A 14,162-nucleotide genomic window follows, 5' to 3' on the forward strand; every position below is an offset into this window, starting at 1 on the left:
GCGGGCAGAATTCTGCTTGTATAACAAGGAGTATGCATGAGCGTATCGGAAATTAGACCGATTGCCATTGAGGATGAACTGAAGAGCTCATATCTCGATTATGCAATGAGCGTGATTGTGTCACGTGCGTTGCCAGATGTCCGAGATGGTCTCAAACCTGTTCACCGTCGTGTGCTTTTTGCAATGCACGAATTGGGCAATGACTACAACAAAGCTTACAAAAAGTCTGCCCGTGTAGTCGGTGACGTCATCGGTAAATATCACCCACATGGTGACTTAGCTGTATACGAAACCATTGTTCGTATGGCTCAAGATTTCAGCTTACGCTATCAATTGGTTGATGGTCAGGGTAACTTCGGTTCTGTCGATGGTGACAGTGCAGCAGCAATGCGTTATACCGAAGTTCGTATGCGTAAATTGACTCACGAACTTTTAGCGGATCTTGAGAAAGATACCGTAGAGTGGGAAGACAACTACGACGGTTCTGAACGTATTCCACAAGTCATGCCAACACGTGTGCCTAACTTGTTGATTAACGGTGTAGCTGGTATTGCTGTAGGTATGGCAACCAACATGGCTCCGCATAACATGACAGAAGTCATTAATGCATGTCTTGCTTATGCTAACGATCCGCACATTAGCATTGAAGGGTTAATGGAACACATTTCTGGTCCAGACTTCCCTACAGGCGGCATCATTTATGGTAAATCTGGCATTGTCGATGCGTACCGTACTGGTAAAGGCCGTTTGCATATCCGTGGTAAATATCACATTGAAGAAGACCAAAAATCGGGCCGCAGCACGATTGTCTTCACTGAAATTCCTTATCAAGTTAACAAAGCAAAAACCATTGAGCGTATTGCTGAGTTGGTCAAAGAGAAAAAACTTGAAGGTATTTCTGAACTTCGTGATGAATCAGATAAAGAAGGGATGCGTATTGCAATTGACTTGAAGCGTGGTGAAAACGCTGAGGTGATTGTAAATAACCTATTCCAAAATACCCAATTAGAAAATTCATTCAGCATTAACATGGTCTGCCTCGATAATGGTCAGCCTAAGTTAATGAACTTGAAAGATATTATTGCAGCGTTTATCCGTCACCGTCAGGAAGTGGTTACACGTCGTACCATGTTCGAACTGCGTAAAGCACGTGAACGTGGACATATCTTAGAAGGTTTGACGGTTGCACTCGCAAATATCGATGCGATCATTGAAACCATCAAAACATCTGCAAACCCTAGCGAAGCACGTGAACGTTTACAAGCGGGCGAGTGGGCAGGCGGTGGTGTTGTTGCATTGCTTGAAAAAGCAGGCGCGGTATCTGTCCGTCCAGATGAAATTGAAGGCGAAGATCCAGCACGCCCATTTGGTTTAACAGGTGCTATTTATCGTCTGTCTCCAACCCAAGTGGGTGCGATCTTAGAACTTCGTTTACATCGCTTAACCGGTCTAGAACAAGACAAGTTACAAGCTGAATATACAGAAATTCTTGGTCAAATTGCTGAATACACGGCAATTTTGAACGATTTCAACTTATTGATGAACGTAATTAAAGAAGAATTGGCTTTAATCCTTCAACAATATGGCGATGCACGTCGTACCGATATCGTGGAATCACGTATCGACTTCTCTCGTGAAGATTTAATCCCTGAAGAGCAAATGGTACTGACTGTTTCTAAATCAGGCTATGCAAAAACTCAACCATTGTCAGACTACGCTGCACAGCGTCGTGGTGGACGTGGTAAGTCTGCAACTTCAATGAAAGAAGACGATTACATCCAGCATTTGATCGTGACTTCAAACCACGCAACAGTGCTTTGCTTTACCAATGTAGGTAAAGTTTATCGTCTGAAAGTGTATGAAGTGCCTCAAGCATCTCGTGGTGCGAAAGGTCGTCCAATGGTGAACTTATTACCATTAGATGAAAACGAAACCATCACCGCTATTTTACCTGTAGTCGATGCGCCGAAGAAATTTAAAGAACGTTTGGCTGACTTTAAAGCATTTGTAAAAGCCAATAGTGCACAGCTACAAACCAATGAAGTGATTAACAGTCATTTTGTAGGCTTAGAAGCCGCACTTGCCGAGACTGAAGATGGTGCAGATGATTTATCTGATGCACTTCGTATTCAGTTGAAACAATTGGGCCTAGAGTTGTCTACGACTGATCTTGATGACGAAATCATCAATGACTTTGCACAGCAAGCGGAAGCCGTTCGTAAAAACTTCTACGTATTTATGGCAACAGAATACGGTACGATTAAACGTGTTGAGTTAGAGCAATTCTCGAATGTTCGTTCAAACGGTCTACGCGCGATTGAGCTCAATGGTGATGACACCTTAATTGGTGTTGCTATTACTGATGGCGAACAACAAATCATGTTGTTCTCAAACGAAGGTAAAGCCATTCGTTTTGCAGAAACTGACGTGCGTTCAATGGGCCGTTCTGCCAAAGGTGTTCGTGGTATGCGCGTGACCATTGGTGCAGCAGCTCAAGCTGAAGACGCTGAGGATGCGGATGTAGAGTCGGATGATGAAGATACCTCTGATTCAGCTTTAATTAGCCGTATTGTGTCATTGGTGGTTGTTCCTGAAACGGGTGAAGTACTTTGTGCTTCAGCTAATGGTTATGGTAAACGTACACCAGTAGATGACTTCCCAACCAAGAAACGTGGCGGTAAAGGTGTTATTGCAATCAAAACATCTGAACGTAACGGTGAACTTGTTGGTGCGGTAGCGATTGATGCGTCTAAAGAGCTGATGTTAATTTCAGATGGCGGTACGTTGGTTCGTACACGTGCGTCTGAAGTGGCACAAACGGGTCGTAATGCTCAAGGTGTTCGTTTGATCCGTTTAGGTGAAAGCGAAATTTTAGTCGGTGTTGTGGCGATCGAAGCAGTTGAAGAAGACGAAACTTTTGAAGAAGTGGAAGCAATCGAAACTGAGCAACTTGTAGATGACTCAACGATTATTGATCAAAATGACAATGAATCAGATCTCAATGAGCCTGAAGAAGACTAATTGAAGATTGAGAAAAGAGGGCGCTACGGCGTCCTTTTTTATAGACAGATAATTTTAGATTGATGAGTACAATATGAAATTAAAATATTTTGCAATGGCTTCACTTATTGGGCTTGGCGGCTGTGACCAAATTGGCCAAAAAGCATTAAATGCAATACCAGACCCAAGTGTTGAACAGACTGAAGTAGCCCAAGCTGCCTATGATCAATTACGTGAAGGCAATTTTGAAAAGCTGTACACTTACTTTGAACCAGAACTCAAAGCGAAGTTTGAACAGAATGAAAAAGAGCTGCGTAAATTTGCACGAGGTATTCCGAAACAAGATTACTCACGCAAAAATATTGTGGCTAAGCACATTGAAAAATCGACTGAAAAACCGTCTTTATATACGGTCACTTATGAGTACGGTTATACCAATAAAAACCTTGTACAGTATGATGTAAGTTTTGATAAGCCGGCAGGAAGTAACAAAATTCGAGATTTTAATATTTCAGTGTTTGGTGAAAAAAATAAATAAAGTTTGGTAAAAAATAAAACAAAGCTGTAAAAAAGGACGCCGAAGCGTCCTTTTTTATGGCATAAAATTAAGCGGCATCTTTTAGATTAGAGGCATAATTTTTTTGTTTTTCAGTATCAAATTGGCCTTCCCATTTACTGATCACCAGTACCGCAAGCGCGTTACCAATCACATTCAGTACAGTACGTGCCATATCTAAAATACGGTCAATACCTGCAATGAATGCCAGACCTTCGAGAGGAATACCGACACTGCCGAGAGTCGCCAGTAAGACCACGAAAGAAACGCCAGGTACACCTGCAATCCCTTTAGAGGTAATCATCAAGGTCAGTACTAGAATCACTTGTTGGGTGATTGTCAGATCAATCCCGTAAAGCTGAGCAATAAAGATAGCCGCAATACTTTGATATAGGGTCGAACCATCGAGGTTAAATGAATAGCCAATTGGAATCACGAAACTGGTAATCGGTTTCGGAGCACCGTAAGCTTCCATTTTTTCCATAATACGGGGGAGGACGGTTTCAGAACTTGCAGTTGAATATGCGAGAATCAATTCATCTTTTAAGATCTTGATAATGGCCCAAACACTGAAGCCACAGAATTTAGCAACTGCACCTAATACAATGAAAATAAAGAAGAAGATTGCACCATAAACTAAAACTGCAAGTTTAAGCAGTGGCACAAGTGAGCTGAAGCCGAAATTCGCAACAGTTGCAGCAATCAAGCCGAATACACCAATAGGTGCAAACATCATGATCATGTGCGTAACTTTAAACATCGTTTCAGAAACAGCGGTCAACACTTTAATTAAAGGTTGTTTTACTTCTTGATCAAGCGCACCTAAACCTACACCAAACATCACAGAGAAAAAGATGATTGGGAGCATTTGACCACTAGTTAAAGCTGCAAAAAAGTTAGATGGAATAAGTGAAAGTATTGTTTGAATCAAACCATGAGAATGTTCACTGACTTCATGTGTTGTTTCTTGATACTTTGAAATATCGACTTGCGTCAATGCAGACATATCAATGCCGGCACCAGGTTGGAATACGTTGGCTGCAACTAAACCGACTAAAATAGCAACGGTGGTAATGATTTCAAAATAAATAATTGTTTTGAAACCAAGTTTACCTAAGTTACTACCGTGACTTGTATTGGCAATACCTAAAATAAGCATCGACACAACAAGCGGAATAACGATCATCTTAATGAGGTTAATAAAAATTGAGCCCAAAGGAGTCAAAAAGTTATTAACTAAAGCATCACGATATTCAGGAGAATAGTGTAGGAAAGCACCAACAAGTATACCTAGAATGAGAGCAATCACGATTTGCCAGGCAAGGCTCACCTTAATCTTTTTCATACATCAGCTCTTATGTCAGATTTGGGAGAAAAAAGCCCACAGTCATCCACGAACAAATGTTGCAGATAGACTGAATCCGCCATGACAAAAAGTTCTGAATAATTTGGGAGATAAATACGATAATATTTTGCAGTTTATATGAGAATACAGCCAACGATTTTGATCAAAACCAAACTGTTTGATCGATAAATTATCATTTTTAGTTGTATAAGCGATTTGATTATTAAGTTTAATTTATAGAACGAATAAAATTGAGTTATTAATGAACACTTCACAAAATCTCTGATTTGCCTAGAAAGATCGAAAAACTAATTGTGAGCCTGTATTTTTCATTTTTATATAGAAGTTTGCTTTATACTTGTGAGGCAGATAAATCAGTGAAAATTCTATAAATCACACAGATTATCCGAACTAAATTTTAACTTTATATATTTTAATAATAACCAGAGGGCTTGTACGGTGTTGAAAAAATTAGTCGTCATCATTGCTTTAATCTTACCTATAACGGCTTGTGAAAAAATCGGCGATTTCTTGATTGCAAAATTCGAATCAAGCCTACCAAGTGAGACAAGCTCACAGCGTATCAAGTCAGAAAAATTATTCGCAGCACTACACCAACCCCATCAAGACAGCTTTTTGGTATTGGTTGAAGAAAATGTTCGTGATGCGATGCTAGCAGATCCAGAGCTGTTTTCACGTATGAAAAAGCTGATTCCTGCAGGTCAACCTAGTGCTGAGGCGGAAGTAATTCAGCGAATGGCAAATACTCGGCTGGGAGAAGGTAAGACCACAACAATTGTGTATAAATATGATTATCCGCAAAAAGAACTGTATATGAGTGTGGTCTTTGCAGGTCATGATGGGAACGATAAAGTGAAAGGATTCTGGCTCGAAAACGCTGCAGAAAAAGAATCAGATGATTTGGTTACTGAGATCACCTCAGATGCAGATGATTTTGATATTCAAGTGGATGAAGCATCGACTGTCACGCCAAATGCATACAGCTAATAGATGACAGCAAGAATTTAAATTTGAGACATGATTAGATACAAAGCGTTCGAGTCTATGATGAATAGGTTTGAACGCATTTCGCTTGAGACCAGACATGTCTTACAGCACAAACAGTTTTATCTTTTGGCAAACTTTATACGCCAGACAGCAAGACATAAAAAAATCAGTCCAATACTTGTGAGGTAAAGCAGTTTTGGGATGACGATTACTGTAGGCACACCCATCTGATTGAGTTGAAGGAACAGTTGTATGCCTTGGGTTGATGGCAACACCTGAGCAAGTATTTGCATCCATTCAGGCATAGCTGCATGCGGCCATGCCGTTCCCGAAAGTAGAAATAGCGGAATAGAACTAAAAACGATGACATGTCCTGCACGTTCTGGCAGGTCAAGAAAAGTGGCGAGATAGAGGGTCATTGCAATAATACAACTGAGGAAGATGGGTACAGCAATGAACATACCCCAAAAATTTCCACCTCGTGGATAATCATTCAGCCAAAAAGTAAAACCAAATAAATAGAAGCACCCTAAAGTCCCGATAGTCAAAATACACAAGAAGATGCCAGCTAATTGTGTATAGCTCGGACGCCAAGTGGTGTTTTGTCGATAGGTCGCAATCAGCATGCACAGACCCAATAAAATCGTCTGATGAATAATTAAGGGTGCAACTGCTGGGAAAATATAGCTGCCATAGCCTGAAAGTGGATTAAATAATGGAATCTTATGGATAGATAAAGCTGGGCTAAAATCGGATATGTTCTGGAATTTTTCTGCATATTCGACGAGGGCATTTTCCATCGAACTGGCTAAACCTAAGCCAATTTTTTGTGTCTTTAGAAAGTTTGCAGCACTGAGATATAAACCAATTCCACCGGTTTCACCACGGCGAATGCTATTTGAAAGATTACTCGGCAACAGTAAAATCCCGTCAGCTTGCTGACTTCGGAGCATATTTTCAGCTTCCGCAAAATTACCAGTCACAGCTCGAATTTCTACATTGGGACTATTGGCTACAGCACCAATAATCGTATTGGTGAGTATGCTTTGTTCCTCATCCACCACAATAATGGGGAGCGATTCTGCGTGTTCCGCTTGATAAGCAATGGGATAAAAAAAACTGTAAAGAAAAACAGAAAGCACTAAGGTGGTAAAAATCGAACTGTGCTTAACAATATCTTTAAAGGTTTGAATATAGTGTCTGAGCAAAGTTGATAGAAATGACACGATTTTATTCATATGCTTTGCTCCTTCAGTACTTTCCGTAAAAAGAAGCTGGCAAGAACCAAATAGAACAGACAGTAAATGATCAGGGTGACAAGCGGTGTGATTGAAATGGAGATTGGGCTACCAATGACCCATTGTTCTGTTTGTAATTTGGCATAAGGCGTATAGGGAATAATATTGGCCCAGAATTTTGTAAACATCGGCGCGTTATTCAGCGGCAATGTCACCCCTGCAAAACTCAGTGATGAGCCACCATATACCGCAATAAAACCAAAAGATTTGGTGAGATCACGTGTCGCCAAAACTACAGTAGAACTGATAAAGGCATAGGCTGTATAAAAAAACAATTGCCCGAGCAAAATTAGCAGTAATGAACCCTGAACAAACCACCCTCGAAACACGATTAGCCAGAACATCCATGCCCATGTCCAAGCGGTAAAAATGAAAACATAACTGAGATTTTTAGCGATTAAAGCTTGAAAGACAGAAGTCGGTTTCACCCATTGATTTACAGTGCCATATTTGATTTCTTGACCGACTGAAAATGCGACACAGCAACACAGTAATAAATGCAGAATCGCAGGAATCATGTACGGCTCTAAATAGAACTCATAATTTAAACCTGGATTATATAAAGGTGAAATTTTGACATTGGGTGTCGGTGCATCGAGGTAGGGAATTGTATTTTCTAAATACTGATGACCACTAAAATCGGCCATGGCTTGCAATGTACTTAGCAGCATGGCTGATGAAATACTATTGCCGACACTAAAATAGCTTTGGTTATAGGCAATGCTGATTTCTGCATCTTTTGCTTGAACCAGTCGTTGCTCTGCACCAGCAGGAATATGAATATAGCCCCAAATTTGAGTCTGATTTAAAAGCTTTTCAGCATCATCCATACTGGGTGTAATGGTGGCTACTTTTAAGGTATGGTTCAGCTGCGCAAAATGAGTAATGTTACGGCTTAAACTGCTTTGATCTTGGTCTATGATCGCGATGGGTAAATGATCTGGTTTGCCTTGAGCAAACATATTGGTAAAGAGCAAAATCACAAGGGCAGGGGCAAGTGTGACCATACACAAGTCCCATTTATGCTGCATCAAATAGTGAAACTCACGCAGAATGCCCCTAAACATTATTTACGCTCTTCAATTTTAAACAAAACGCTCATACCCACTTTTAAGTCAGCAATCGGCTGAGCGGGTTTCAGTTGGACTTTAAAACTACGAATGTCATAACCGCCCGTTTGTCGCGTGGTTTTGATTGTTGCAAATTCACCTTCGGCTTCGATGTGATCAATTTTAAACTCGGCAGATTTGTTTAGCGCCGGTATAAATCCTTGCATGGTCTTGAGTTGATACACTTGAGCATACTGGTCTTCACGGACATTTAAGCTAATCCATAAGCTATCATCTTGAATCAGGCTTACAACGGGCACACCCATCGCAACTAATTCTGAAACTTTGCCATAGGTTTTTGAAATGGTGCCATTGGAGGGTGCAAACAATTTGGTTTCAGCCTCAAGTGCATTGGCTTCAGCCAACGCGGCTTGCGCAATCTTGACTTGGGCATCTGCCGAGCTTTGTTGTTGCGGTGTACTGCCACGTTTTGCACGCGCATATTGTTGATAAGACGCTTCTGTCATTTGTGCAGCAGACACTGCGGCAGCTTGCATTTCATCACGGCGTTGTCGTGAAATGACACCTTCTTTATAGAGGTTTTGACCACGTTGGTAGGTGGTTTGCGCCAATTGTTGCTGTGCTTTTAGACTTTGCCAATTGGCATATAAACTATCAATATTTTCTTGTTGAGAGCCGCGTTCAGCTGTGGATTGCAGTGCTTGGGCAGATTGGAGTGCAGCTAAAGCCTGTTGTTTCTTTGCATCGACTTCAGGACTGGTTAAACGAACCAGCGCTTGACCCGCTTGTACTTTTTCACCGTCATGCACATATATTTCTTCGATACGGCTAGGTACTTTGGTACTAATGTGGATGGTTTCAGCCTCAACTCGACCTTGTAATTCAACCTGTTTGGGCTGATAACTTTTCCATAGACCAAATGCGATCAATGCCAAAAGTAGTATCAAGACAATGCCAATCCCGAACTTGATCAATGCAGCTTTATTGCGACTTTGCACAGAGCTATTTTTCGTCTCTCCATCGGTATTAGTCGCCACTTTTTCTTGAGTATCGTCAGCAGTATTTGCTGTAGATGAAACGTCTGAACTCGAGACATTGGATTGGGATGTTTCACCTTTCGCAGAGGCATCTTCTTGGTGATCAGTTGGTTCCTGATTCATATGTTTTCCCCTCGGCTAAGCTTAGCGAATATAGTCGGTGTGTGATTGATTGATATAGCTTTGGAACTGGTCAATGCTCCCGTGACTTTGTAGCAGTGTTGCGAGTGACATCACGTATTTATAAGCATTCAGCGCCATTTCACTTTGTAGCCCACTCAGTGCATTTTGTGCATCAATGACTTGTGTGGCTGTTCCCATATCTTCCTTAAATGAAAGCTGTTGGATTCTTAAATTTTCTTGAGCAGCTTTTAGGTTTTGCTGCAACAACAGGTGACTTTGTTGAGCGCTGGTGACTTCATTAAATGAGCTATAAATCAGGCTTTCAATTTCTTGTTTGGTACGCTCAGTCATTAACTCAGATGCATAGCGTTGAAGTTCGGCAGCTTGTACGGATTTGTTTTTATCAATACCTGAAAATAAGTTGTAGCGAGCGGCAACACCAACAATCCAGTTTTGTTTATCGTCGAGACTATATTCGCCAAATGCAAAGACGTTGGGTTTTTTTGCTGCGCTTTGGGCTTTCACATTAGCACCAGCCAATTGACTGTCCAATTGCATTTTACGCACCAAACTAGACTGATCCTGATAACTTTTCAGCAAGGCGGTTATATTTTGATTGTGTTGCTGATTAATAAATAATGGCGTTGAAAGATCAGTAATTTGGCTGCTTTGCATTAAGTTGTTTAACTTAAATAAGCTAGAGCGAAGATTCGCTTCAGTATTTTGAAAAGTTCTGAGTGCATTATTCTTCGCCACTTCAAATTGCATACGCTGGCCTTTGCTAATAAAACCCTGTTGTTCCATTTTGAGCGCATTGGCATAGTGTTGTTGCATCGCATTTAAATTGAAGCGGCTGCTTTCGACTAATTTTTTTTGTAATTGAGCATTGAAGTAGGCTTGGATTAATTCAAAACGTTGCACATCTTGTTGTTGTTCACTGCTTATCGCGCTGCGTTTGGCTTGGATATTGGCAATTTCCTTGGCGCTAGACGTTAACCCACCGGTATACAGCGGCATCATTACGGAAACGGTAGGGCGGATCACTTGATCATCTAAGACCACTTGGGAAGAATCTGGAATTAATCCGACACCATCACGGATTGGCTGTTGCAGACTGTCTTTTAATGGGTCTGCCAAATCACTCGGTAAGCTTTCATCAATTTTATTATTAATGCCATTACTCAGCGTTTGTTCTAAGTTGTTTTTTAAGGCGCCGAGAGGAATATCGAGTTCATTATGAAAGGTATAGGCACGGACGTTTAAATCCACACGAGGTAAACCAAGGCCTTTAATGGCCTGAGCTTGAAGTTCGGCAGATTGTTGTAGCGCTTGGTTGGCCTGAGTGCTAAAAGAACTAGTGAGTAGACTTTGTTCTGCTTGGCTATAACTGATACTTTGCGCAAGTACTGTCGGGCTAAAAAAAACACTCAAACAACCAAGGCCAAGCAGCAATCCTGAACGAAATGTATGTTTAATTTTTATAGAATAATCTGTTCGAGGTAGAGGCATAAAAACACACTCACAGCTAGGATGGGTTCATTATAGTCATTGTGATGAAGTTGGGTAAATTCACTAAGTTGTTGTATTGTTTCATATACATATGTAAATAAATTTTATCTTTGTAGCGCACGTCATTTTCGCACATCAAGACCTTAAATTAGCATCAATTCAAGGGATAAAAAATATCAGTAAATCTAATAATTTGAATTAAGAAGAATTAATTTTGATCTTTATTGAAAATTTGACTTCAAATGTCAGACAGCATTGGAATATTTTCAGCTTTAACTACTGCAAGCACGCGTCAGATATGGTTAAATGCCATCATTTTATTGTGTTTCACTTTGAAAGGAAAACTCATGCGCGCGTACAACTTCTGTGCTGGTCCTGCTGCATTACCCACTGCCGTTTTAGAAAAAGCTCAAGCTGAAATGCTTGACTGGCAAGGCAAAGGCCTTTCGATCATGGAAATGAGCCACCGTAGTAAAGACTATGTCGCTGTGGCAGAGAAAGCAGAAGCTGATCTTCGTAAGCTGATGAATATTCCAGACAACTATAAAGTGTTATTCCTTCAAGGTGGCGCATCACTGCAATTCTCTGCGATCCCATTAAACCTATTGGGTAAAAACAGCAAAGCAGACTATATCCACACTGGTATTTGGTCTGAAAAAGCGTTGAAAGAAGCACAGCGTTATGGCGACATTAATGTCGTTGAAGCGGGTACGAGCATTGACGGTAAACTTGCGATTACTGATCAAAGCACCTGGAACTTATCTGATGATGCGGCTTATGTGCATTATGCAGATAATGAAACCATTGGTGGTCTTCAGTTTGCCAACATTCCTGAAACAGACAAGCCATTGGTTGCCGATTTTTCATCAAGCATTTTATCTGCACCATTAGACGTCTCTAAGTTCGGTTTAATCTATGCAGGCGCTCAGAAAAATATTGGTCCGGCTGGTTTAACTTTAGTGATTATTCGTGATGATTTATTGGATCAAGCGAAAGCAGATATTCCAAGTATCTTGAAATATTCAGCTCAAGCGAAAAATGGTTCAATGGTGAATACACCATCAACTTATGCATGGTACTTATCTGGCCTCGTTTTTGAATGGTTACTTGAGCAGGGCGGTGTAGACGCAATTTATAAAGCGAATATGGCAAAAGCTGAATTGCTTTATGGTTATATCGATTCAAGCGATTTTTATGCAAATCCAATTGCAAAAGAATTCCGTTCAATCATGAACGTACCATTTACTTTGGCGAATCCAGAATTGGAAAAACAATTCTTGAAAGAAGCTGAAGAAAACCATTTACTGAATTTAGCTGGTCACCGTTCAGTGGGTGGTATGCGTGCAAGTATTTATAATGCTGTTCCGCTAGAAGGCGTTCAAGCACTCGTTAACTTTATGGATGACTTTGCAAAACGCAACGCATAATCCTAAAGGCATAAAAAAAACCGGCATTTGCCGGTTTTTTTTATTGAATAGATTAAAAAATAAAAGTATGTAACACGTATGCACAAATCAGCATACCTAACATAAAAAATAAGCAGGACATTGGCTCGATTTGATATCGAGATTCCATGTGATGGTCAACTTGCGATAAGTTTTCTTCTTGCACGACTTTCATAGATATTCTTTCCGATCTATTTATCGTTAATTACTATTTCTTAAACGCATTTTTAACATAATTATTTGATTAAATAAAGTACTATCTGCCATAAACTTACTAAACTATTTAGTTTATTTAAAAATGAGCAATTGAATTGTTAAATTTAGTTTCATAAATTTCCTATCTTATTTATTTATATTAGATTTTTATATTTTATCCTTTGCAGATGGATTTATTTAGCAGCATTATTTTGAATTTAATATTGTGGATAAGTTATTTTAATTTGAATTTAAAAATAGAATATATTGACTGGCTTGTGGATAAGAAATAATCAATCATTTAAATATTCAGCGAATACACATGATTAGCGAGAAATAAAAAAACCGCACTGAGGCGGTTTTTTTTATTTGAAATAGGGTTTTTGAATTCAAATTAGGCAGATTTCGCGTAAATATTGGCTTGTATCCACAGGTTGCCACGAATATATTGCCCAACATTGAAATCTTTATGCGCCGGATTTCGTGTTGCAACACGAACAATCACCGCTTCTTGGTTTTCTTCGTGGATTAAGGTCACATCATACAGCGTGTAGTCTTGCTCTTTAAATTGCATGGCGGTTTTGCCAACAATATGCCCTTGGAACCATGCTTCGTCTTCTTGGCCAAGATTTTCACCATATAGGTATGCAACCATTTTAGAAAAATCGACGGTCACTGGCGCTTTGTCATCTTCAGACTTTGGTTGCCATGCTTTAATTTGTTCGTGTAAATCTGCAGGGGCAACACCATTATTTGCTGCCAAGATATCGTTTAAAGCACGATGATGTTTAATCGATGCAGGATCATCAACGACAAGCTGTTCATGTTCAGCGACAGCTTCGAGTTCATAGGCCCAAGCATTGAGTTGCACACTGTAGCTTGCATCTTTTTCATATTGGTCGTGATTGACGCTATATAAACTATCAAAAGCATACACACTGGTATTTGCGCCTAAGTCGAGGCAAAGCACAGCTTGTGTATTGGATTTACAGGTAATAATACGTTCAATGGTGGCTTTGGTTTTATATGGGCTATCAAAACTTGGAAATGCAGTTTTAACGGCTTTAGGTTTATTATTTTCTACCGCAATCACTTGGCACAGTTGAATCGATGCTTGTGATGGACCTTGAATCAGCCAGGTACTTTGATCCATATCAGATTCTTGTGCGCATAAGCCCATCGGCATAATGGGTGCATCCAATGCCTGACCCAGCCAAACTGGTACATCCGTTGTCGGGTTGCCTGTAAGCAAATTCCAATGTTCAACATGACTACCAAAAGTTTGATCTTCAATAGTGATAATTTCAGGGCTATTTTGTTTTTTCATATGCACAATTGATATTGGGTTGGTTTCATAGTTAATAAATCGAGGGTTATTTGAAATTTTCAAGTCACCGACATCATATTTATCATGAAATCATGCATAAAAAATGTTTTCAGTAGGATTTATAGGACTTACGCATTGACGGATTCAAAAAAGTATTAAAATACTTTATAAAGTATCTGTGATCAGACGAATTAAAAATGCTTCTACAGCAACTTGTACTCTACCCATTTATATGGGCTTTCTCATGAC

At 40.0% G+C, this 14,162-nt stretch carries 10 protein-coding genes; 4 read left to right on the forward strand and 6 right to left on the reverse strand.

Translation table 11 applies throughout. The features are described 5' to 3' along the window. The first annotated feature begins 36 nt into the window (after nt 1-36). Complete coding sequence (gene gyrA, locus FTV03_RS01605) at nt 37-3,021, forward strand: DNA gyrase subunit A (RefSeq protein ID WP_180039635.1); 2,985 nt, start codon at nt 37-39, stop codon at nt 3,019-3,021. 73 nt (nt 3,022-3,094) lie between these two features. Then, nucleotides 3,095-3,538 (forward strand): DUF3887 domain-containing protein, encoded by a 444-nt coding sequence (locus tag FTV03_RS01610; RefSeq protein WP_180039637.1) that lies wholly within the window; start codon nt 3,095-3,097, stop codon nt 3,536-3,538. 67 nt (nt 3,539-3,605) lie between these two features. Here FTV03_RS01610 and gltP read toward each other — a convergent pair whose 3' ends face one another. Then, nucleotides 3,606-4,901 (reverse strand): glutamate/aspartate:proton symporter GltP, encoded by a 1,296-nt coding sequence (gltP, locus tag FTV03_RS01615; protein ID WP_180023311.1) that lies wholly within the window; start codon nt 4,899-4,901, stop codon nt 3,606-3,608. A gap of 459 nt (nt 4,902-5,360) precedes the next feature. On the opposite strand from gltP, the gene FTV03_RS01620 reads away from it, so the two are divergent. After that, a complete protein-coding gene (locus FTV03_RS01620; RefSeq protein WP_180039639.1) occupies nt 5,361-5,909 on the forward strand; it encodes a hypothetical protein in 549 nt (182 codons plus the stop codon). Nucleotides 5,910-6,028: 119 nt separating this feature from the next. On the opposite strand, the gene FTV03_RS01625 is transcribed toward FTV03_RS01620, so the two are convergent. From FTV03_RS01625 to FTV03_RS01640, 4 genes are read right to left on the reverse strand one after another with little or no spacing between them, the layout of a single operon-like run. Continuing rightward, nucleotides 6,029-7,147, reverse strand: a complete 1,119-nt coding sequence (locus FTV03_RS01625; protein ID WP_180039641.1) for an ABC transporter permease — start codon at nt 7,145-7,147, stop codon at nt 6,029-6,031. Next, complete coding sequence (locus FTV03_RS01630; RefSeq protein WP_180039643.1) at nt 7,144-8,274, reverse strand: ABC transporter permease; 1,131 nt, start codon at nt 8,272-8,274, stop codon at nt 7,144-7,146. The genes FTV03_RS01625 and FTV03_RS01630 overlap by 4 nt, the downstream gene beginning before the upstream one ends. Next, complete coding sequence (locus tag FTV03_RS01635) at nt 8,274-9,437, reverse strand: HlyD family secretion protein (RefSeq protein WP_180039645.1); 1,164 nt, start codon at nt 9,435-9,437, stop codon at nt 8,274-8,276. The genes FTV03_RS01630 and FTV03_RS01635 overlap by 1 nt, the downstream gene beginning before the upstream one ends. A 21-nt stretch (nt 9,438-9,458) precedes the next feature. Then, nucleotides 9,459-10,946: a TolC family protein gene (locus tag FTV03_RS01640; RefSeq protein ID WP_180039647.1), complete on the reverse strand. Its 1,488-nt coding sequence runs from the start codon at nt 10,944-10,946 to the stop codon at nt 9,459-9,461. A gap of 347 nt (nt 10,947-11,293) precedes the next feature. Here FTV03_RS01640 and serC point away from each other — a divergent pair, with 347 nt between their 5' ends. Then, a complete protein-coding gene (gene serC, locus FTV03_RS01645; protein WP_078190394.1) occupies nt 11,294-12,373 on the forward strand; it encodes a 3-phosphoserine/phosphohydroxythreonine transaminase in 1,080 nt (359 codons plus the stop codon). Between the two features lie 607 nt (nt 12,374-12,980). Here the strand turns inward: serC and FTV03_RS01650 are convergent. Next, nucleotides 12,981-13,913 (reverse strand): hypothetical protein, encoded by a 933-nt coding sequence (locus tag FTV03_RS01650; protein WP_180009976.1) that lies wholly within the window; start codon nt 13,911-13,913, stop codon nt 12,981-12,983. Nucleotides 13,914-14,162 lie beyond the last annotated feature (249 nt).

The organism is Acinetobacter sp. YH12218, assembly GCF_013417925.1.
Taxonomy (GTDB): Bacteria; Pseudomonadota; Gammaproteobacteria; order Pseudomonadales; family Moraxellaceae; genus Acinetobacter; species Acinetobacter amyesii.